The following is a 20,974-nucleotide window of genomic DNA, read 5'->3' as shown; positions in this document are numbered from 1 at the left end:
GCATCCACGATATCAATTAAAGAATTCGGAGAATTAATATGGCAGCTAAACAAGTAATTTTTGGCGATGACGCACGTGCGAAGATCGTTAATGGCGTCAACATCCTGGCGAACGCAGTTAAAGTAACACTGGGCCCTAAAGGCCGTAACGTAGTCCTGGAACGCTCTTTCGGCGCTCCTACCGTTACTAAAGACGGTGTTTCTGTTGCTAAAGAAATCGAATTGAAAGACAAGCTGGAAAACATGGGTGCACAACTGGTGAAAGAAGTGGCTTCCCGCACTTCTGACAACGCTGGTGACGGTACAACGACAGCGACAGTTCTGGCACAAGCCATCGTTCGCGAAGGCTTCAAATATGTAGCAGCTGGCTTCAACCCAACTGACTTGAAACGCGGTATCGACAAAGCGGTTACAGCTATCGTTGCTGAAATCAAAACTCTGTCCAAGCCTACAACAACCAACAAAGAAATCGCTCAAGTTGGTTCCATCTCTGCTAACTCCGATGCAAACATCGGCGACATCATTGCCAAAGCAATGGACAAAGTCGGCAAAGAAGGCGTGATCACTGTTGAAGACGGCAAATCCCTGGACAACGAACTCGACATCGTTGAAGGTATGCAGTTTGACCGTGGCTACCTGTCACCCTACTTCATCAACAATCCAGAAAAACAATCCGTTATCCTGGAAAACCCGTTCATCCTGTTGTTCGACAAAAAAATCTCGAACATCCGTGACCTGCTGCCAGTACTGGAACAAGTTGCAAAATCCGGCCGCCCACTGCTGATCATCGCTGAAGATGTCGATGGCGAAGCGCTGGCAACTCTGGTTGTGAACAACATCCGTGGCATCCTGAAAACTGCAGCTGTTAAAGCGCCAGGCTTCGGTGACCGTCGCAAAGCCATGCTGGAAGACATCGCTATCCTGACCGGTGGTCAAGTGATTGCTGAAGAAGTTGGTCTGACACTGGAAAAAGCAACTCTGGCTGATCTGGGTCAAGCTAAACGTATCGAAATCGGTAAAGAAAACACCACCGTTATCGATGGCGCTGGCCAGGCTGTAGGTATCGAAGCACGCGTTAAACAAATCCGCGCGCAAATCGAAGAAGCAACTTCTGACTACGACCGTGAAAAACTGCAAGAACGCGTTGCCAAACTGGCAGGCGGCGTTGCTGTGATCAAGGTTGGTGCTGCAACTGAAGTTGAAATGAAAGAGAAAAAAGCACGCGTTGAAGATGCTCTGCACGCAACTCGCGCTGCCGTAGAAGAAGGCGTTGTTCCTGGCGGTGGCGTTGCCCTGCTGCGCGCACGTCAAGCTGCTGGCGACATCAAAGGCGACAATCCAGATCAAGAAGCAGGTATCAAACTGGTTCTGAAAGCTATCGAAGCACCTCTGCGTGAAATCGTTGCTAACGCCGGTGGCGAGCCTAGCGTTGTTGTGAACGCCATCATCAATGGCAAAGGCAACTATGGTTTCAATGCTGCCAATGACACATATGGCGACATGATAGAAATGGGTATCCTGGACCCAGCTAAAGTAACTCGCTCTGCATTGCAAAATGCAGCGTCTGTTGCTGGCCTGATCCTGACTACTGATGCGCTGGTTGCTGAATTGTCTGATGACAAAGCAGGCGGCATGGGTGGTGGTGATATGGGTGGTATGGGCGGCATGGGTGGTATGGGCGGCATGATGTAATAGCTGCTAAGCGACTATCACTGAGCTCATTGAACTCACTGAAAGTAGCATTGCTCAAAAAAACCCCGCAACGCAAGTTGCGGGGTTTTTTGTTGTGCCTCACCATTTACCCACCTCGGCAGCATTTCATTCAGGCAGCGCAGTTGAACATCCATTGCACACCAAACTGGTCAGTCAGCTTGCCAAAATAATCCCCCCAGATTTGCACTGCCAGCGGCGTAGTCACATTTGCCCCATGGCTCATGAGCGCAAACAGTTGATCGGTTTGCTCACGGCTATCCATCATCATGATGTGGGCTGAACCCCGCATAGGCTCTGCATCATCATTGTCGGAAGCATAAAAAAGCACACCTAGCCCCTCAAATCTGGCATGCATGATCTTGCCACGCATGGCTTCGTTCTTCAGCGGCGTCCCGCCCTCGCCATGACGCAGGATGTCGGTCACACGTCCCAAACCACATTGCGTATAAAAATCCAGCGCCTGCTCGCATTGCGTCGTAAAAAACAGGTAATTTGATTGCTGCATAGTGCTGACTCCTGAATCGGTTTACCGTTGACATACGTTCTCTCCCGCGGATGCTGGCCCTGCTTGAGCCTGTCTATGATGTCCGTGGCCTCGCTGACAAAAGCCTGCTTGACTTCGGCATTCGGGAAAGTGACTGAAGGAACCTTCACTTCAATAACTGCCAGCGATTGCTGCTGGCCGCCAACATAGCTGTGCGCCTCCGGGCTGACGACCAGGTGGCCGACGACATTAGGCGTCATGAACTTGTTGCCAGTCAAACCGTGCACGCGTAACAAGGCATCTGCGACGAGAGGCAGCACTTCACGCTCGCCGTCAATAGTGAGAAGACCGGTAGTGACTTGAACTGAGATAGGCATGGCAATAACTCCTTGATCAAAATGAATGGCCGAGTCAAAGACTAGCTCTTGACTCCCGCATCACGGACGTTATATAACGGTCGTGATGTTGAGCATCATTACATAACGATCGTTATTTTGTAAAGTTTTAATAGCATTTTTATTTTGGAGATTTTTTACATGGCACACCGGGCAGGACAAAAAGAAGAAAGCAAAGCAAAGATACTCAAAAGCGCAGGCCGTGGATTTCGCAGCCGGGGCTTTGGTGGCTCAGGTGTTGACGGGTTGGCAAAAGATGCAGAAGTGACTTCGGGTGCCTTCTATGCCCACTTCAAGTCGAAGGCAGATGCTTTCCGCGAGGCGGTCGTAGCTGGCCTGCAAGACCTGAAACTGGGTGTCAGCCAGGCACGCGAGCAATTAGGGAACAACTGGCGCACGGCATTTATCGATTTTTACCTGGGCGAGCGTCGCACTTGCGACTTAGCCGATAGCTGCGCATTGCAAAGTCTTTCGGCTGAAGTGGCACGGGCCACAGAAGATACGCGTATAGCCTATGAAACCGAATTGCAAGCCATCATAGAAACAGTGGCTGCTGGCCTGGATGGACAAGCTGATGCCAAACGCGAAGAAGCAATTGCCCTGCTGGCGCTCATGGTTGGCGGCGTCACTCTTGCCAGGGCAGTCAATGATCCCGCCATCAGCAAGGATATCGCTGCGGCTGTTCGCAAGGCGGCACTCGATTTGAACCTGCACTCGCAATAGCCTGCTTGCATGCCAGGAGCATCGTCCAGCTCATGTCGATCAGGACGATGTAAAGCAAGTAGAGTGTCAGCAGGTGGTTTTTTTCCATCAGCCCGCTTGACAGAAAACATCCCTCGCTTGGATACTGCCGCACTTGAAAGAAAATTTTCATATTTCCAGCGACATGTTTCATATTTGCAATGATCTTGCCAATCTAAAACCCGCTGATCATCACCATCAAGCAAGACAACCCGCGTTGGAGAAAATATGGCGCTGCAACAATTAAGCGACGAGCAAATACGAACCTGGACCCGTGCCCAAAAGGACGAGTGGTGGTTTGCCAATATCTACCGTGGCGACATGGCACAGCTGACCATACGCTCGGCATTTACCGGCTTTTTGCTGGGTGGCATTTTATCGGCCACTGCTTTGTATATAGGTGCCAAGACCGGTATCACTATTGGTGTCGGTCTGACCTCGGTCATCCTGGCATTTGCGATTTTCAAGATACTCGCCAACCTGGGTATTGCCAAAGACTTCACCATACTCGAAAACAATTGTACTCAATCCATCGCGACCGCCGCCGGTTACATGACCATGCCGCTCAACACCGTGCTGTCGGCCTATATGCTGATCAGCGGTGCGGTCGTGACCTGGTGGCATCTGGTGGTGTGGATGAGTATTTGTTCCATCCTCGGTGTGCTGGTGGCCTTCCCCATGAAACGTCGCTTCATCAATGAAGACCAACTGCCCTTCCCCGAAGGCCGCGCCTGCGGCGTGGTGCTCGATGCGGTCTATACCGGCGAAGCTGCCAGCGGCATGTACAAGGCACGCCTGATGGCCTTTACCGCCATGTGGACAGCGATTTACCAGATGATCACCAGCGATGGCTGGATGAAGCTCATACAGTTCAAGATCCTGCGCATGGATAAATGGGCAGACATGACAGAAGCCTGGCATTTCCAGGAGCGTGTCGATCATTATTATTATACTGCCGCCGTCAAATATGATTTGCTGATCCCCAAAATCCTGGGCACTGATTTCCGTGCACTGGGCCTGCGGTTTACCCTCGATGCCGCCATGCTGGGTGTAGGCGGCCTGATGGGAATACGCGTTGCCAGCAGTGTCTTGCTGGGTGCTATCATCAACTTCGTCTTCCTGGCACCGTGGATGATACAGCGTGGCGATATCGTCGAACGGATAGCCCCCAGCGGCAAGATCGTGCCTATCTCACGCACAGAGATCGTCAATCAATGGAGCCTGTGGTGGGCGGTATCCATGATGGTGGTGGCATCTTTCATCAGCCTGGCAGCAAAACCAGAACTGTTCACCAGCATCTTCAAGAAAGCAGATAAAAATAAAGCCGCCGACAAGACCAGCACGATACTTGACCATATTGAAGTACCGTTGATCATTTCCTACATAGGCATCCCTATCTTCAGTATCCTGGCAGCCTGGACTACCCATGAATTCTTTGGTGTTCCCTGGTTGATGTCCATCATCACCCTGCCCCTGGTCTTCATACTGACTATCATCTGCGCCAATGCGATGGCACTGACCTCATGGACACCGACCAGTACCTTGTCAAAAATCACCCAGTTCAGCATGGGTGCGATTGATAGTGCCAATCCAGCCAATAATTTGATACCAGCTGGCATGACGGCTGAAGTGGCATCGAATGCATCCAATCTGCTGTCCGACATCAAACCTGGCTATATGCTGGGTGCAAAACCAAGACAGCAGGCGATAGGCCATATCATCGGCATTTTCTCTGGCGCACTGGCTTGCGTGCCGCTGTACTTCCTGCTGTTCCTGCCTCCGGATGCCAATGGCGTGCGCTCTACCGCGACTATAGTCTCCGACAAATTCGCCTTCCCCGGTGCCATGCAATGGAAAGGCGTAGCCGAGCTGATCGCCAAGGGCTTTGGCAGCCTGCCATCATCCGCCATCACCGCCATCATCGTGGCCGCAGTTGCCGCCACCCTGATTGAATGCGCACGCATCTTCACCAAGGGTCGCTTCCCCTTGTCCGCCGTTTCCATAGGCCTGGGCGTGATCCTGCCACCCGAGTCTTGCCTGGCGATGTGGATAGGTGCAGCGATATTCTGGTGGATGGGTAATCGCCACAGCCAGCCTGGCAGCAAAGGCCATGATTTCTGGGTGGAAGGCTGCGAACCTATCTGCGCCGGCTTGATTTCTGGGGCGGCTTTGATAGGGATAGGTAATGCGATTATTAATGTCTTGATTTGATATACACCGAAACGACTGGCCCCGCTTTTGTGCGGGGCTTTTTTTATCTTATATCGTCTTCTTTTATGCTTTCGCTCAATTGATCTTGAGTAATGCTTCAAGTTCGCAAGCTCTGGGAAGGCCTTTGTAGCTCCCTGAATATGCCGCGTAAGATATAGTCCAATCACATTCAATCGCAGCAGCAACAGGCCATTTGGACAAATGCGGCGCGACCAGCGCCGGGTCTAGCGTGACATGGCCAAGCAGCTCCAGTCCCAGCCCTTGTACATGTTTTTTCTTTGGAACAAATCGGCCCGCTCCCTGCGTTTGCAAGTGAAAAATCATTTGCCCATGCATAGCATCAAGCAGTGTAGGCTTGACTACAGGATTGACGGCAAGTGAAGCCAGCGCACACCATGGCAGCCAGTCAAACATCCTGCCCGTTTCCAGCACTATCAGGGCACCCCATCCATCCGGGACAAATGATTCGGGGCCCAAATGACTGTAAGGATTCCAGCCCAGTCCTTGCATGGTCGGAAATGCATAAACCTCACCCGTTTGCAGCATCATATCGGGTGGTTTTGCTGCAGTTTTCCTGTCGCGTACAGGGCGCGGAGCATTCAATCTGCTGGCCAGTTCATCCAATACGGCAGCGCGCTTCTTGAGAAATTTTTCGTCCGCACCTTTGTCTCTCGCACTTTCCAGGTCCACATCATTTTCAATGATAGCCAGGGCATTCGTACTCACCTCGACACAGGCTATGCCACGCTTTTCAAATTGATCCGCCGTAACAAGCCAGAAATACGCTTCATCACCCTCGGCAGGGTCAGGTTCGCCATGCAACTGCTTGAGATATTTCAGCAAGCCATCGCCATCTGCTGGAACCTTGCAAAGCAGTGCCAGTGTATTTTTCAAATCACTGGCAACATCATCATCGTATAGCGCAGCTCCCCAGGTTCCCATATCACTCCAATCGTCTTTAAACCAACATACTGCACAAAGTGTACTTTATTTATACAGGCCTAAACCCCATCTGCTGCCTCACAAACGCATCAAAGGCCTGCAACAAGGGTAAATATTTTTCCTCATCCTGCTCTAGCTGCATGAGTGCATAGCAAGCCGCTTCCAGAGTTGATAGCTGGTCAGGCGCATGGGCTTTGCGTATGCGGTAGTGGGAGGCTGGCATGTTTTGCAGATTCAGACGTGGCAGTTGTTGCAAGGCAGGATTCAGGTAAAGCATCTTGCGGCTTTTGCGCCAGGTGGCGTCGATAATCACCAGACGTATATTCGCCAGGGCATGGTCTTGCACCACAAATTCTGGTGGCTGGAATTGCAGGTCAGCAGCTTCATTTTGCGTCGTCGCCGGATAGAGCAATATGGCTTGCTTGCCATCGGCTTGCAGCAGACTGAGCAAGCATTGCGGGTCAAACTGTTCGCCTTCAACGAGCTGTGAAGTTTGCAGGCACAAGTCCAGCAGGCGTGCGCTGCCCTTGGCATTATTCACTTCCAAGGGGTGTTGCAAGACCACTACCTCAGTTGCATTGTCGACATTGTTTACCCAGCGACAAATACATGCAGTGGATGGGCGCTGACATAGTGGGCAGGATGTTCTTTTGGGTTTGGGATCTGACATGCCGACATTGTGAAGGATTGTTATTTAAGCGGCAAGCTTTGCCTGTGAATGAGCAAGCGCAGGCGGCATCGTCTATCATGAACAGATACTTTCACGCCTCAATTTGTCTTATGAAACTTCCGACTATCCTTGCGACTAGCCTGCTGCTGGCAACCAGTGCCTGTGGTGGCGGTGGTGGCTCCACTGCTGCAACTACCACTGGCACAACGACGGGCACTACCATTGGTACAACTACGGGTACAACAACAGGCACGGGGACTGGTACAGGAACCAGCACTGGGACAACGACGGGAACAGGCACCACTACCGGCACAGGGACGGGTACGACTACTGGAACAACTACAGGAACAGGAACCGGAACAACTACTGGTACTGGCACAGGCACCACGACGGGGACGGGCACCGGGACCGGGAGTACCGTTGTCACGCTGGAGAAAAAAGCTGCTGCACTGGCCGCCAAGCTGGGCAAGTCCAGCCGCTTTTTAGTTGGCCTGGGCAGTGCCGATCTGGCCGATGTCCAAAAACAGGGCATTACCCCTGACATTTATGATCAATACCTGGTTGGCGTAGGCGCAGGCTCGTGGCCAACCTGGAATAGCCCTTCCGGTGCCTATGTGCAAATCGTTGCGCAGAATGCCGACAAACTGGGTGCAGTACCGATGTTCACCCTGTACCAGATGGCCAGCAATGGTGATGGTAATTTGAGTGGCTTGACCAATACGACTTTTATGAAAGGCTATTGGGACAATGTGCGCCTGATGTTCCAGCAAATCAAAGCCTATGGCAAACCCGTGCTGGTCAATTTTGAGCCAGACTTTTGGGGCTATACGCAAAGGATCTCAAATAATGCCGACCCTGCCACTGTGCCCGCCCAAGTCAACAGCAACCCCGATTGCAGCAACCAGTCCAACAGCGTTGCTGGTATCAGCCAGTGTCTGATGCAAATGGCGAGGGCCATAGCGCCAAATGCCTATGTAGGCTTCCCCCCTGCCCTGTTTGAAGACCTGCACTCAACTGCCATGTCTTACATGTTAAAGCTGGGTGCGGACAAGGCAGATTTTATCGTCATGCAAACCCTGGACAGGGATGCTGGCTGTTTTGAAACCGTACCGCAAGTGTCTTACTGTACACGTGCAGGCACAGGCTGGTACTGGGATGAATCGAATCTGACTTCACCTAATTTCAAAGACCATTTTGCGTTGGCCAAGACCTATTACCAGGGTCTGCAATTACCTGTCTTGTGGTGGCAAACCCCGCTGGGCGTACCTTCAACACAAATAGGCTCAACCGGTAAATACCGCGATAACAAGGTCCGTTATTTCCTCACGCATGCCTCGGAAATGGTGGCCGTAGGTGGCTTGGGTGCAGTGTTCAGCACAGGCGAAGTGAACCAGACTTCCATCAATACCGATGGTGGACAGTTCAAGACATATTCATCCAGTTATCTGGCTAAGCCGGTGGCCTTGCCCTGAAATAAAAAATGCCAACTACTGAACTTAGCTGGCATTTTTTCTTGATACAAGAGACTTGAAAGATATGTTACTCAGTCCTCTCACAAACTACCCATGTTGCCCAGACTGGTTTTCGCGTATGGCTAGCACACTGCCATCAAATAATTCATGGAGTTTGCCATTCGTCACGGCCTGCATGATGATGCTGGCAGGAACCAGACTAAAAACCTTGCTTGACGTTTCCTGTTTAAGTAGTACTGGCACCCTTTGATCGTCGTCATCCACCACTGCCCATTTCAAACCTGTCTCCAACACCAAAGCATCAGCAAATACGATCTCCAGTGCTTGCACTTCATGCAATGATCGTCCCTCCAAACCTTTTTGCTGCAGTATCGCAGCAATGATTTTTAACTTACCTTCTATGCTGACAAACTGCTCTCTTGCTTCTGGCAGGTATTGCTCCCTGACCCAGCTCCTTTGTGCTTCGGCTTTCAAGATATCTGCGGTAGAAAAGTACTGCAGGTTTTGCATCTTGTTGGCCGGTAGCGGCCCGGATAACTGATCGGGACGTAAATTCTTGCATTCCAGGTAGGCCCAGACAGCGCCTACCAGCAAGCCCATGCTGTGCGCCCAATTGGCGATGGGGCCGAGCAAACCTGTCCAGCACAGGACAAACCAGATCAACATCATGTTGACAGTTGCCTGGCGCATGATGCCTTTGAAAGCGGGGTCGTAGCGGCCACGTATCCACACATAGGCAAACAAGCCGTAGACAACGCCAGACATGCCGCCAAAATAAAGGTTGCCCGACAACAGGTATTGAAAAATATTGGAGATCACTGCTGCGACCAGGAAAAACCCCAGATAAAAACCCGGACCCTTCCTGTTTTCGATCACGACTCCAAGATCCCATACCCACAGCAGATTGAAGATCAGATGCATGGGACCGAAATGGATGAAAGCTGGCGTCACTGCCCGCCAGATCTGGCCTGACAAGATGCTGGTAAACCCGGTTTGATCCGGGTCTGAAATGAACAGGGGGCGCAATTCTTGCATGGATGTGCCAAAGCTGGAGAGCAAGGCGACCAGGGCACTCAATGCGATCAACGCGATGGACACATAGGAATATGGTTTTAATTTTCTCATTGGTGATTATCAGGGTATCTATGATGCAGCGAAACTCATCAGTTTTACATACAGGATTCAAGCAAAGCCTGCATCCTTTCGTAGGAGCGGCTTCAGCCGCGAACGCTTTGCGTGACTGCCTCTCGTTTGCGTACGGCATTCGCGGCTGAAGCCGCTCCTGCAAGATATGTATGGGTAATAACTGGATTAATGCAGCTCTTCAACCAATCGCAGATTATCTTCAAAGTTCCAGATACGGCGTATTTCTATGACGTCGTACTGTGCCGCGATATTGGGCGGGAAGGCTGAGTATTTGGCATTGATGCGCACGATGCGGCGTACTGCCTCATCGATGTCAGCACGGCCGCTGGAACGCACGATGGTGATATCTTCTACACTGCCATCGCTACGTATGGAAACCACGACGACAGGATCGCCACGCGCCCGGTCTTTGGCCAGCTGCGAATAATTCAGGCTGCCATTGCGCTCGATTTTTTGTTTCCAGCTATCGATATAGAGGCGCAAAGGTACATCCTTGTCCTGGCTGCCAAACAGGCTGCGACGACGCGGTTTTTCTTCCGTATCGCTACGCACCACGGGCGGTGTGCCGCGCAATAAATCCAGGCCACGTGCCTGATCTCTGGCCTTGCTGGCCAGGTCACCGCCCAGGGTATTTTTAGGCAAAGCAAAGGGATCAGATTTGTTACCCTGGCTGCTGCCATTACCTGGTGTATTGGCACCTGTATTATTTTGTTGCCCGTTGCTCTGGCCAGGGTTAACGCCCGTGTTGGCAGTCTGGTTGTTGGCAGCGGCCTGCGCTGCAGCAGCTTTGGCAGAGGCTTGTGCTTGTGCACGTTGCTCAGCCGCGACTTGTTCTGCGCGCTGGCGTGCTGCCTGTTCTTCCGCTTTTTGCCTGGACGCCAGTTCTTCGGACTTTTGTTTCGCCAACAGTTCTTCATTCTTTTGTTTGGCGACTAATTCTTCTTGCTGCTTTTGCTTTGCTGCTGCTTGCTGGCGCTGCTCTTCCTGTTTGCGTTTTTCTGCCTCAACTGCGATTTGCTGTTCTTTCGCCTGTTGCTCTTTTGCTTGCTGTTGTGCCTGGGCCAGTTGCTGGGCGCGTTGTTTTTCTTCTTCCTGGCGCTTGCTTTCATCCTGGCGTTTTTGCTCGGCCAGTTTGACTTCTTCAGCTTGCGCTGCTTCGCGCTGGGCGCGGCGGTTTTGTTCTTCGGCTTCCAGTTGTTTTTGCAGGGCTAATGCTGCCGCTTGTTTGCGATTGGCTTCATCGGCATCCTTGCGATTTTCTTCATCGAGTTGCTTGCTCATTTGTTTGAGCTGGGCCTTACCATCAGTGCTGGCCTGTTGCGCCAGTTCTTCGGCTTGCTTGCGCATCAGTTCTTCACGTTTTTTACGCTTTTGTTCTTTTTCCTGGGCTTTGGCGGCCTGCTCCTGTGGAGTCTCTTGCTCTACACCTTCCTGTGTCACAGTGTCATATTGCTTCTTGGGATCAGGCTCAGTCTCGGCTTTTTTGGGTATATCGTCAGGATTGGGCACTGCCATGGAAAAACTATCGTCACGTGGCATGTCCTGGGCAATCACTCTGGTCACGTCGGGAGCTTGCGTCTTGCGTTGCTGAGCAGCAGGTGGGGTCGCATCTTGCTTGGCTTTGTGTGCTGCACGTGGTTTGCTGAGGGACTTAGCCAGTTGCGGTGCAGGTACCGGTGCCGCCTTTTGCGGCGCCACCAGGCGTATGCCAGCATTGGCCGCCTTGCTCTCATTGCGCTCGGTGGCGGCGGTTTTTGGTGTCAACCTGGCTGACGCTGCTGTCGAGACAGGTACTGAGGCAGGTGTAGCATCCGGTTTGGGTGTGACTTCTTTGACTGGTGTAATGGGTGCAGACGAGTCGCTCGCCGCAGCAGCGCTGGCTGAGCTTGCATTACTGGCACCACTGGCCGATGTTGCATTGGCAATCTGTATGCTGATTTGTGGCGATTCGGCACGGCGCTTGGCCCATGGGGCCTCCAGGCCAGGCACACCCAGGCCGGGCAAACCAAACTGCAAGCAAAGAATAAATGCATGCACTGCGATAGAGATGAGCAAGCCGCCAATCAGACGTTGCTTGATCTCTTTGGGTATTTCATGTTCAGTTTGGTTTGGATACAAATTCATGCAACAGGTTTAATGGTTCCTCAGGTCTTGCGATGGCATATGGCAGTGACATATTGCAATGACGCATTACAATAACTCATTGCAAATATTATCGCATGGCCAAAATGCGAAACGTACTTTACCATCTGTATGCATCAAAAAAGTGCTTCAAGCTAAGAAATTCATCGCCTACACTTAATGAGTCATTAAAAAGGAGCGATATATGCGCCCATACCGCAGCAGCCAATTAAGCAGTAGACTAAGCCGCCTGAGCATCAGTCTCGTATTCCCCCTGCTTTGTCTGGGCACGCCAGCCATGGCAGAAATTATCAATGTCACCAGCAATGGCTTTCAGGTCAGGCATGAAGTGCAACTGAATATCCCGCCAGAAGAAGCCTATGAATTGCTGGTCAATGTCAGCAGTTGGTGGAATCCTTCTCATACTTATACCTTGAATACCAAAAACCTGAGTATTGATGCCAGGCCAGGTGGCTGTTTTTGCGAGAAATATCCGCATGGTGGCGGTGTCCAGCACATGAGTGTAGTGCATGCGGCGCCAGGCAAAGCCTTGCGCATGACAGGTGCACTGGGCCCTTTGCAGGCTCATGGACTGGCTGGCAGCATGGGCTGGGATTTCATTGCGCAAAAACCGGCAGATAATAATCAGGCCCTGAGCAAGCTGGTGCTGACCTATAGCGTTGGTGGTTATATGCCCGGTGGTTTTGAGAAAATGGCTCCCATGGTCAATGCCATGCTAGCGGAGCAAATCACGCGCTACAAAAACCTGGCGAATACCGGCAAGGTCGATTAAAGCCTGTTTCAGACTCTGAATGCAGAACAGCATTGCCAGTATTGCTATGCTGATTTCGTCGCATGCCAGCAAAATTTGTGTCAAGACAAAAACGACGGTTTTACCTAAGCTAGCGCCAGTATTGTATTGACGATGTAGCAGGCGGCACCAGGAACTGGTCTGTCTGATGCAGCAAACTAATCCCACACTGGCAAAAACATGAAAAAAATCTCGGTTATTGATTCACATACTGGTGGTGAACCTACGCGTATTATTATTGATGGCGGCCCCAACCTGGGCACTGGTGACCTGGCCACGCGCTTGCAAGTGTTTCGTGACAAATTCGACCACTACCGCTCTGCCACCGTCTGCGAACCACGTGGCTCGGATGTCATCGTCGGCGCGCTGGCTTGCACTCCGCATGACCCAAGCTGCACAGCCGGTGTGATTTTTTTCAATAATGTAGGCTACCTCGGTATGTGTGGTCATGGCATGATAGGTTTCATTGTCACCCTCGCCTATCAGGGCAGGATCACGGCAGGCAAACACCGAATAGAAACCCCGGTAGGCGTCGTAGAAGCAGAGCTGCATGCCGACAACACAGTGACTGTGCACAATGTCCCCTCCTACCGCTATCGCCAGGCCGTGCAAATTGATGTCGCCGGACATGGACAAGTCATTGGCGATATTGCCTGGGGTGGTAACTGGTTCTTTTTGATTAACCAGCATGGGCAGGATTTACGCTTGTCGAATGTAGAGCAATTGACCGATTTTAGCTGGCGTGTCAGAAAGGCCCTTGAGGAGCAAGGCCTTACCGGTGAAGACGGCGCACTGATCGATCATGTGGAATTATTTGGCGCACCGATGTCCACCGATAACCATAGCCAGAATTTTGTGCTGTGCCCAGGCAAAGCCTATGACAGATCGCCTTGCGGTACAGGCACCAGTGCCAAACTGGCTTGCCTGGCAGCGGATGGCAAGCTGGCAGAAGGCCAGGACTGGCGGCAAGAAAGCATACTGGGCAGTGTCTTTGTAGCCAGTTATCGCCATACAGAAGATGGCAAGGTCTTGCCCAGCTTGCGGGGCAGTGCCTTTGTGAATGCAGTCGCGCAGTTATTGCTGGATGAAGATGATCCTTTTATCTGGGGCATACGCTAAAGCGTAGCCGGTTGATCGTCCTTCATATCAACCGGCTTAGCAAAGACTAACGCAAATTAATGCAAATTAACGCAAAAAGCGACCGTCTTTCGATACCACGGTCAGCTCGGCATAATCAGAACCCTGGTGATTGTTCTTGCCAAAGGTGACGATGAAGCCATCAAAGTCGGTGCGGCCCATGCCTTCCAGTGCGGTGATGAGGCGTTCACTATTGACATCCTTACCGGCCCGCTTGATGGCTTCGACAAACACCTTGGCATCCAAAAAGCCTTCTATGCCCAGGTAAGAATACTCCTTGATGCCCATCTTGCTCATGACTTTCTGGTATTCGCGCACCAGTGTCGTGGTGGCAGAAAACGGGAAAGGCAAGACCTGGGAAATAATCACTCCCACACCATCCTTGCCCAGCGCATTGATGCCAGCCTGCGAAGCTAACACAGACAAGGCAAAGTACTGCATGCCTTTGACCTTCTTGTTATAGGCCTGTATAAAATCACTGGAGGCCTTACCTGCCGTAATCAGGATGATGGATTGCACATCGGCGGCTTCCATGGCACTGACTGCCTTGTCCAGATCCGATGAATCGCTATTGATGCTGACGACATTCGCCAGTTTCAACTGACGCCTGGCGGCTGCCTGTTCTATGCCTGCCAGACCTTCCTTGCCAAAAGCATTATTCTGAACCACCACTCCGACCTTCTTGATACCGCGCACGTTCAGGTGGTCGATGATTTTTTCTGTCTCCATGACATAACCGGCACGGATATTAAAGATACGACGATTAAAAGGCTTGCGCACCACCTCGGCCCCGGTAACTGGTGCAAAACTGAGTATGCCCGCCTCATCCAGCAAAGGGGTCAACGCGGTATTGGCTGGTGTGCCCAGCATGCCAAACAGGGCAATCGCTTTTTCTTTTTCTATTAATTGTTTCGCATTGGCGATGGACTTGGTCGCATCATAAGCATCATCAAGGATCACCAGCCTTATCTTGCGGCCATTCACGCCGCCCTGGGAATTGACGTAGTCGAAATACGCTTTCGCCCCGGTGGAGTGAGCAACACCTAGTTCAGCCAGTATGCCAGTCAATGCAGTGGACTGACCGATCACAATGTCATTTGCCTCTGCATGGGCACTGACACTACAGCACAACATCAAATTGACGAGCAAAAGCCTAGCCATCGCTTTACAGCGATTCAATTTTACAAACATATTGTCTCCAGTTTTTCTTCCCGTCCGTGCAAGATGCCAGACGGTGTTTTAGCTTTCTGCTTCCGGAATTATTTCCCCAAGGCATTGAACAAAGAATAAAACACATCTTTGTTAAAGATTGTCATCTGAATGACTATCTTGTTTCCAAAAATATATTTCCCCTGCTTTTCAACTGCGCACTACTGCGTCACGGTATTCACTCGGCGTCATACCGACTGTGGCCTTAAAGATACGGGAAAACGCGCTGTGGTCTTGATAGCCACAGGCAACGGCAATATCGGTGATGCTTAGTTGCGACTCCGCCAACAGCGAAGAAGCTGCATCAAGCCGGATTTTGACCATCATCTGCCGCGGGGTCAGGGAAAATATCTTGTGGAAGTTACGTTCCAGTTGCGCCACCGAGAGCCCAGTCAATTTGACCAGGTCTGCCATGGCGATGGTTTGTGTGTAGTTCTGATGCAGATGTTTTACGGCAGCCGCAATCTTGGCATACACAGGGTGGCGCTGGTCTGGCATGGCCAGGTCACGTGAGATACCAGCCATGCCTATGATGTGATGACGGGTATCACGCAAAGGGATTTTTTGCGTCAGGCACCAGCCGGGGGAGCGATTGGGATAGAGATGCAATTCCAGCTGATCATGGATTTCTTTTTTTCCACTCAAGACCAGGGCATCCTGTGCGGCATAACTGGTCGCCAGCGAAGTGGGGAATACCTCCTCTGCCTTTTTACCTAACAGCGCATCCTTGTCCCTGGCACCGCAGCGGCGGACCAGGGTGTGATTGACTACCAGATAGCGCCCCTCGTGATCCTTGACGAAAAAAACGATGTCCGACATGGCATCGAACAAGCTTTCAGAAAAAAATACATTGGCCATCTGGCTGGCCATTTGCTGGCGTTTTTCCTGAGCAGGGAAAGGGGATGAGGGTAAGGTCAATTGATCAACTCCGTAAGCAAGTGGCAATCCAGAAATAAGTATTGCAATTAATCATTGCAAATAATTGTTGCAAATAAGGTAATTTATAAATATATTTAAATTATATTTATAATGCCTAGCTTAACTTAAAATCCGGTTTAAAATCTACACCTATGCCGATTTCTGCGTAAATCATCAGCAAATAAGGACAGTCCATGGCAAAATCGTACAGAGGAATATATTGCTTTAAGTCAAAAAACAGCGATAACGATAGAAAAACACGTAGAATTTGATAAGTACGTACTTTTACAAGGTAAAATTCGTACACGAATAGGTAAAATCCATACAAAATACAGAACATGGATATCTGATGCTTGCTACTCCTGAAAAAATACTCACCTTCACCCCAAAACTGCGGGCTGCTGACGTCGCTTATGACGCCATAGAAAGCATGATAGTCACGCTGCAGTTAAAGCCTGGCTCACCAGTCGTCGAATCTGAACTGGTGGAAAGAACCGGCCTGGGCCGCACCCCATTGCGTGAAGCCCTGATGCGTATGTCCTCAAATGGCCTGATACAGCAAATGCCCAGGCGTGGCCTGATCATCAGCGACATCGAAGCCGCCGAGCACATGACGCTGATAGAAACCCGCCGTGTCATCGAAAGACTGATCGCCTCCAGCGCCGCCCGCCGCGCCACGCCCCAGCATCGCAAAGACATCGTCGAATGCGCCGATAAAATGCTGGTCGCCGCCAAGCGCAATGACCTTAACGACTACATGGCTGCCGACCAGGCCCTGGACCACGTCGTCCACGAATCCTGCCGCAACCCCTCTGCCGTGGCCGCCGTCATTCCCCTCATCATCAAATGCCGCCGCTTCTGGTATGCCTTCCAGCACGAAGGCGACATAGAAGAAGGCGCCCGCTGCCACATGCTGGTCGCCAAGGCAATTGCCAAAGGTAATGAAGAACAGGCCGCCAAAGCTGCTGATGGCTTGATGGATTACCTGGAGTCGTTTGCGCGTAAGGTGATTGGGTAGCTATGTTTGGAGTTTAGCAAACCCCATTTAACCGAAGTATGCTCACTCAAGGCCGCAGCAACGCTGGGGTTGATTTTGACGTTTCAGTTGATTTTGACTTTCCGCAGTTCCCATGTGTCGATGCCTTTGATGCAAAGCAGAAAATGGAAAAAGAAAGACCGATGTCTGAGCGTAGCGAGTTTTCGGGCTTTCCCATTTTTTGCTTTGCAGCAAAGGGAACCCCCTTTAGGGGGCAGCGACGCCTGGGTCGCCTTTTTGGCCCACCTTTTTGGCGAAGCAAAAAGGTGGGTAGCCGCCGGTCTACCACCGGCCTGCAATCGTAAATTGCGAGCGCAAGTATTGGAAAATCAAATCGTCCAAAACACTATGATTCAGAAGTTAATGTGCTTAACGATATGCCAAGAACGCCACTGGAGCGCCAGCCCGGTGGATTCCAGCCAAAAGCATGTTGGAACAACGTTACTAAGACTGCCGGCCATGTTGGACTCAGCAGTCGCAAGCCATCCTCTTAAATATCCCCAAAAGTATGGAATAAAAACACTTTCAATTGTGCCCAATTCTTCAGCAGCTAAGGGTATAATCTTGCCCCTATGGCATTCCAACCTTTTATTTCCAAACCCAATATCCAGGCAGTAGCCCTGGCCACTGTGGTCTATGGCTTGCTGTATATGATTTTTATTGCCACGCTGAGAGCATCCATGCCCCAGCCTACTTTGGTGATGATGGACAGCGGGCTTTGGAGTAATCGATTTTTCATGACCATTTGCGGTCTTGCGCAATATGTATTGCCAGGATTACTGGTGGGTTATCTGGCAAAAAAATCGCCGATGATGCATGGCTACCTGTTAGGCATTGCTACCACAGTCATGGTGTATGCCTATGCCAGTTTTGCCTATAGCGACACGCCTGCGCAGTTGCCCAGCTCTTATACCATCTTGTATACCTGCTTCGTGGCAGGTGTCTGGTGCTCACTTGGTGCGGTCATCGCCGACCATGTCAGCAATCAGGAAACGGAAGAATAATCAGGACCAGCTGGGCCTGCGCTTTTCCAGAAAAGCCTGCACACCTTCTTGTGCAGTATCATCCAGCATATTGCATGCCATGGTTTGTCCTGCCAGTTGATAGGCCGCTTCGACACCCATTTCCAGTTGCTTGTAGAATAATTGCTTGCCCATGCTGATCGCCAGTGCAGGCTTGGCAATGATGCTGGCTGCCAGTTCTGCCACGCAGGCATCGAGTTGTTCAGCGCTAACGACACGATTGATGAGGCCGCGCTGCATGGCTGTTTGGGCATCAATAAAGTCCCCCGTCAGCAGCATTTCCATGGCTTGTTTGCGCGAGACATTGCGCGACAAGGCGACTGCAGGCGTCGAACAAAACAGACCCACGTTGACTCCTGATACCGCAAAACTGGCATTATCGCTGGCAACCGCCAGATCACACATGCCCACCAGCTGGCAACCTGCCGCCGTCGTCAGGCCCTGTACACGGGCGATGACAGGCTGAGGCAATTTCTGGATAGCCAGCATGAGCTTGCTGCATTGCTGGAACAAGTTCTTGTAATACGCCTCTGAGGGACTGGCCTGCATTTGCCTGAGGTCATGTCCAGCACAAAACGCCTTGCCAGCGGCAGCCAGTACGACGACACGTACAGCTTCATCCAGCGCGATGGCTTTGAATTCAGCCTGCAAGGCCGCCAGCATTTCCTCTGAAAGTGGGTTGAAGCGCTCACCACGGTTCAGCGTCAGGGTGGTGACACCGGCTGCATCGCTGCGCAAGACAAAAGGTGCTTGTGCCACTACACTCATTCTATGTCGTCCGCTTCTTCTGGTTCCATGCCGGTTTGCACGCTCTTGCCCTGCCCCAGCAAGATAGGGGGCACATAGGTCGCCAACAAATGTTCGCGGCTGGCCGGGGTTTCCAGGCTGACACGTCCCAGGGCACCGCTGCGATAATCGAGCAACAGGGTATGCGAGGCTTTCTCATAATCCCAGTCACCGCCTTTGAGCTTATAACCACGTTTCTTGGCCACGCCTTCTATGACAGAAACAGCATCTATGCCTTCGACTGGAAAGCCATAGCGTGCTGTGATGAATTTTGGATAATGAATCAGCAATTGCTCAGCCAGGAAAGTTGCGATTTCTTCTTCGATCAGCGCGTTCACGCCTACCGCATGGCTGGCTGCCAGCATCAGACCGTCAGTAGGATGTTCTATCTTGGGCCACAGCATGCCTGGGGTGTCAGTCAGGATCATGTTCTTGCCCAGGTACAGGCGTTGCTGGGTCTTGGTCACGGCAGGCTCATCACCCACATTGGCGACACGCTTTTTGAGCAAGGCATTCATCAAGGTCGATTTACCGACGTTGGGTATGCCCATGATCATCATGCGCAAAGGCTTGGTCGGCACGCCGCGATGCGGTGCCAGCTTCAGGGCCAGGCCAGGTACTTTGGCAACATCAGATGGTTTTTTGCAACTCAGGGCGACGGCGAACACGCCTTTTTGGGCATTATAAAAATCCAGCCAGGCCTTGGTGGCATTTGGGTCGGCCAGATCAGCCTTGTTCAAGATCTTCAGGCAAGGACGTTGGCGGAAGGTGCGCAGCGACTCTACCATGGGGTTGCAAGAGGCTTGTGGAATGCGGGCATCTTGCACTTCTATCACCAGATCGGTGTTTTCCATGGTTTCCGCCGCCTTCTTGCGGGCGGCGTTCATGTGGCCGGGGAACCATTGTATGGACATGCTTATTCTTCTTTTTAGCAAAAACAAAGCGATATTGTACGGAACTCTGCCCTGCTTGCGCCGGATTTTGCTTTCTACAGCTTAAAACCAGCCCATTTAAGCGTCTATTTTGCCAAATTGGCATCCTGCGTATTGCAGTTAACGATGATTTTAATCAACATAGATAATTGGATGACAAGCTCCAGCTTACTATGCAGACTAGCCTTGGAATACATAGAATGAACAAAATTTTGTACAAACGCTTCTTGCTGACTGCCCTGACTACATTAGTGACAAGCTCAATCCAGGCGGGAGAGCTGGCGTCCCATGTAAGCAGCAATGCGCCAGAATGCGCTGACTTCTTACAAAAACTTGGTAAAAAGCCAGGTGCCCTGATTTTTATAGAATGCAAACCGGCCATGGATGCACAAATCCACACCCTGCTGGCAAGTTACAAAGTCAGGGGGAGTGAGGCAGCACAAATAGAGCGCTACCTGATAAGACAGACCAGGATGTCACCACTACAGCGGGTATGCTGCATCTGGGAAAACCGCCATCGCCCTCTGCACAGTGGTAAAGGCCAGCTAAACAGCGATACTGAATTCAATTACAGCATCAGCATGGGGACAGGTGAAAACTTGATCAGGCAAAGGCAGGAATGGTCCAAAATAGACTGGTTTTATGTCAATGTAAAGTTGCCACTAGAGTCGCCTTGAGCCTGACCTGACGACGCCCTCATTCCCTCTGGCTATTTTTTTGGTACTTGTTCAGCCTGTTTTTCATCCAATTTTTTGACGCCCGCTGCCAGGTAATCCGTCAATTCATTCGGGACTGTCAAGGACAACTGATAGTGCTTGATTTCAAAACCTTGCGCGGTCTGGCGTATCACACCTGTTGCCTGGCAAATACCCATCTGGGTTTGCAGTTGCTCATCGAACCATATCCACTGACGGTCGTCCGACATATTGATGTGGCGGTTAAAGGACGTGAACGCCCAGGCCGATGGTCGCTCAAAAAAACGCCTGGCCCAGATTTTGAATTCGTCCCTGCTCCAGCGTTCAGTCTTGTCCGTACCTATGTAGATGCCGTCTTTTGCCATCTTGTCAAAATATTGAAGGCGTGCATGGGCGGCATCGTCATGCCATTCATCAATGAATTGAGCGACCTTACTTGCGACGGCAGCCACATCATCACCGGCATGGGCCTGAGTGGCTTGCATTGCCAGTGCCGCCAATAAAGTGGTCAGTATTTTTTTCATGTCCATATCC

At 51.3% G+C, this 20,974-nt stretch carries 21 protein-coding genes; 10 read left to right on the top strand and 11 right to left on the bottom strand.

What is annotated here, in order from left to right:
- The first annotated feature begins 38 nt into the window (after positions 1-38).
- A complete protein-coding gene (gene groL, locus ACO0LC_RS21930) occupies positions 39-1,691 on the top strand; it encodes a chaperonin GroEL (protein ID WP_423007082.1) in 1,653 nt (550 codons plus the stop codon).
- Positions 1,692-1,821: 130 nt separating this feature from the next.
- Here groL and ACO0LC_RS21925 read toward each other — a convergent pair whose 3' ends face one another.
- Positions 1,822-2,145: a VOC family protein gene (locus tag ACO0LC_RS21925; RefSeq protein WP_423007080.1), complete on the bottom strand. Its 324-nt coding sequence runs from the start codon at positions 2,143-2,145 to the stop codon at positions 1,822-1,824.
- A complete protein-coding gene (locus ACO0LC_RS21920; RefSeq protein ID WP_423007078.1) occupies positions 2,133-2,573 on the bottom strand; it encodes a 4-oxalocrotonate tautomerase in 441 nt (146 codons plus the stop codon). The genes ACO0LC_RS21925 and ACO0LC_RS21920 overlap by 13 nt, the downstream gene beginning before the upstream one ends.
- 159 nt (positions 2,574-2,732) lie before the next feature.
- Here ACO0LC_RS21920 and ACO0LC_RS21915 point away from each other — a divergent pair, with 159 nt between their 5' ends.
- Positions 2,733-3,314, top strand: a complete 582-nt coding sequence (locus ACO0LC_RS21915; RefSeq protein ID WP_423007076.1) for a TetR/AcrR family transcriptional regulator — start codon at positions 2,733-2,735, stop codon at positions 3,312-3,314.
- A gap of 246 nt (positions 3,315-3,560) precedes the next feature.
- A complete protein-coding gene (locus ACO0LC_RS21910) occupies positions 3,561-5,543 on the top strand; it encodes an OPT family oligopeptide transporter (RefSeq protein WP_423007074.1) in 1,983 nt (660 codons plus the stop codon).
- A gap of 75 nt (positions 5,544-5,618) precedes the next feature.
- Here the strand turns inward: ACO0LC_RS21910 and ACO0LC_RS21905 are convergent, their stop codons facing one another.
- Entirely contained in the window at positions 5,619-6,485 is an 867-nt protein-coding gene (locus ACO0LC_RS21905; protein WP_423007072.1) for a hypothetical protein, read from the bottom strand.
- A 49-nt stretch (positions 6,486-6,534) separates the two neighbouring features.
- Positions 6,535-7,155, bottom strand: coding sequence for a tRNA-uridine aminocarboxypropyltransferase (locus tag ACO0LC_RS21900; protein ID WP_423007070.1), 621 nt, complete (start codon positions 7,153-7,155; stop codon positions 6,535-6,537).
- A 110-nt stretch (positions 7,156-7,265) separates the two neighbouring features.
- On the opposite strand from ACO0LC_RS21900, the gene ACO0LC_RS21895 reads away from it, so the two are divergent.
- Positions 7,266-8,627: a hypothetical protein gene (locus tag ACO0LC_RS21895; protein WP_423007068.1), complete on the top strand. Its 1,362-nt coding sequence runs from the start codon at positions 7,266-7,268 to the stop codon at positions 8,625-8,627.
- 87 nt (positions 8,628-8,714) lie between these two features.
- Here ACO0LC_RS21895 and ACO0LC_RS21890 read toward each other — a convergent pair whose 3' ends face one another.
- Together ACO0LC_RS21890 and ACO0LC_RS21885 are read right to left on the bottom strand one after the other, a co-directional pair.
- A complete protein-coding gene (locus ACO0LC_RS21890; protein WP_423007066.1) occupies positions 8,715-9,752 on the bottom strand; it encodes a rhomboid family intramembrane serine protease in 1,038 nt (345 codons plus the stop codon).
- A 186-nt stretch (positions 9,753-9,938) separates the two neighbouring features.
- Positions 9,939-11,897 carry a TonB family protein gene (locus ACO0LC_RS21885; RefSeq protein WP_423007064.1) on the bottom strand — a complete coding sequence of 653 codons (1,959 nt, stop codon included), beginning with the start codon at positions 11,895-11,897 and terminating at the stop codon, positions 9,939-9,941.
- Between the two features lie 202 nt (positions 11,898-12,099).
- Here ACO0LC_RS21885 and ACO0LC_RS21880 point away from each other — a divergent pair, with 202 nt between their 5' ends.
- Complete coding sequence (locus tag ACO0LC_RS21880) at positions 12,100-12,687, top strand: SRPBCC family protein (RefSeq protein WP_423007062.1); 588 nt, start codon at positions 12,100-12,102, stop codon at positions 12,685-12,687.
- 198 nt (positions 12,688-12,885) lie between these two features.
- A complete protein-coding gene (locus ACO0LC_RS21875; RefSeq protein ID WP_423007060.1) occupies positions 12,886-13,824 on the top strand; it encodes a 4-hydroxyproline epimerase in 939 nt (312 codons plus the stop codon).
- A gap of 66 nt (positions 13,825-13,890) precedes the next feature.
- Here the strand turns inward: ACO0LC_RS21875 and ACO0LC_RS21870 are convergent, their stop codons facing one another.
- Both ACO0LC_RS21870 and ACO0LC_RS21865 read right to left on the bottom strand, forming a co-directional pair.
- A complete protein-coding gene (locus tag ACO0LC_RS21870; RefSeq protein ID WP_423007058.1) occupies positions 13,891-15,033 on the bottom strand; it encodes an ABC transporter substrate-binding protein in 1,143 nt (380 codons plus the stop codon).
- A 168-nt stretch (positions 15,034-15,201) separates the two neighbouring features.
- The gene (locus tag ACO0LC_RS21865; protein WP_423007056.1) at positions 15,202-15,969 is read right to left on the bottom strand and encodes a helix-turn-helix domain-containing protein; all 768 of its coding nucleotides are present in this window, start codon (positions 15,967-15,969) and stop codon (positions 15,202-15,204) included.
- A gap of 349 nt (positions 15,970-16,318) precedes the next feature.
- Between ACO0LC_RS21865 and ACO0LC_RS21860 the strand changes: the two genes are divergently transcribed.
- The 3 genes from ACO0LC_RS21860 (at position 16,319) to ACO0LC_RS21850 (ending at position 18,009) form a co-directional block, all read left to right on the top strand.
- On the top strand, positions 16,319-16,987 hold the full coding sequence (locus ACO0LC_RS21860) for a GntR family transcriptional regulator (RefSeq protein WP_423007054.1): 669 nt from the start codon (positions 16,319-16,321) through the stop codon (positions 16,985-16,987).
- A 38-nt stretch (positions 16,988-17,025) separates the two neighbouring features.
- Positions 17,026-17,310, top strand: a complete 285-nt coding sequence (locus ACO0LC_RS21855) for a hypothetical protein (protein ID WP_423007052.1) — start codon at positions 17,026-17,028, stop codon at positions 17,308-17,310.
- 267 nt (positions 17,311-17,577) lie between these two features.
- Complete coding sequence (locus tag ACO0LC_RS21850) at positions 17,578-18,009, top strand: hypothetical protein (RefSeq protein WP_423007050.1); 432 nt, start codon at positions 17,578-17,580, stop codon at positions 18,007-18,009.
- Here ACO0LC_RS21850 and ACO0LC_RS21845 read toward each other — a convergent pair whose 3' ends face one another.
- Both ACO0LC_RS21845 and ylqF read right to left on the bottom strand, forming a co-directional pair.
- A complete protein-coding gene (locus ACO0LC_RS21845; RefSeq protein ID WP_423007048.1) occupies positions 18,010-18,795 on the bottom strand; it encodes an enoyl-CoA hydratase in 786 nt (261 codons plus the stop codon).
- Positions 18,792-19,727, bottom strand: a complete 936-nt coding sequence (ylqF, locus tag ACO0LC_RS21840) for a ribosome biogenesis GTPase YlqF (RefSeq protein WP_423007046.1) — start codon at positions 19,725-19,727, stop codon at positions 18,792-18,794. The genes ACO0LC_RS21845 and ylqF overlap by 4 nt, the downstream gene beginning before the upstream one ends.
- 218 nt (positions 19,728-19,945) lie before the next feature.
- On the opposite strand from ylqF, the gene ACO0LC_RS21835 reads away from it, so the two are divergent.
- The gene (locus tag ACO0LC_RS21835) at positions 19,946-20,422 is read left to right on the top strand and encodes a DUF4952 domain-containing protein (protein WP_423007044.1); all 477 of its coding nucleotides are present in this window, start codon (positions 19,946-19,948) and stop codon (positions 20,420-20,422) included.
- A 32-nt stretch (positions 20,423-20,454) separates the two neighbouring features.
- Here the strand turns inward: ACO0LC_RS21835 and ACO0LC_RS21830 are convergent, their stop codons facing one another.
- Entirely contained in the window at positions 20,455-20,964 is a 510-nt protein-coding gene (locus ACO0LC_RS21830; protein ID WP_423007042.1) for a nuclear transport factor 2 family protein, read from the bottom strand.
- Positions 20,965-20,974: the final 10 nt, after the last annotated feature.

It is taken from the genome of Undibacterium sp. JH2W, assembly GCF_049340425.1.
Taxonomy (GTDB): Bacteria; Pseudomonadota; Gammaproteobacteria; order Burkholderiales; family Burkholderiaceae_D; genus Undibacterium.
The sequence above is the reverse complement of the archived record's forward strand: the minus strand, read 5'-3'. Positions and strand labels throughout refer to the sequence as shown.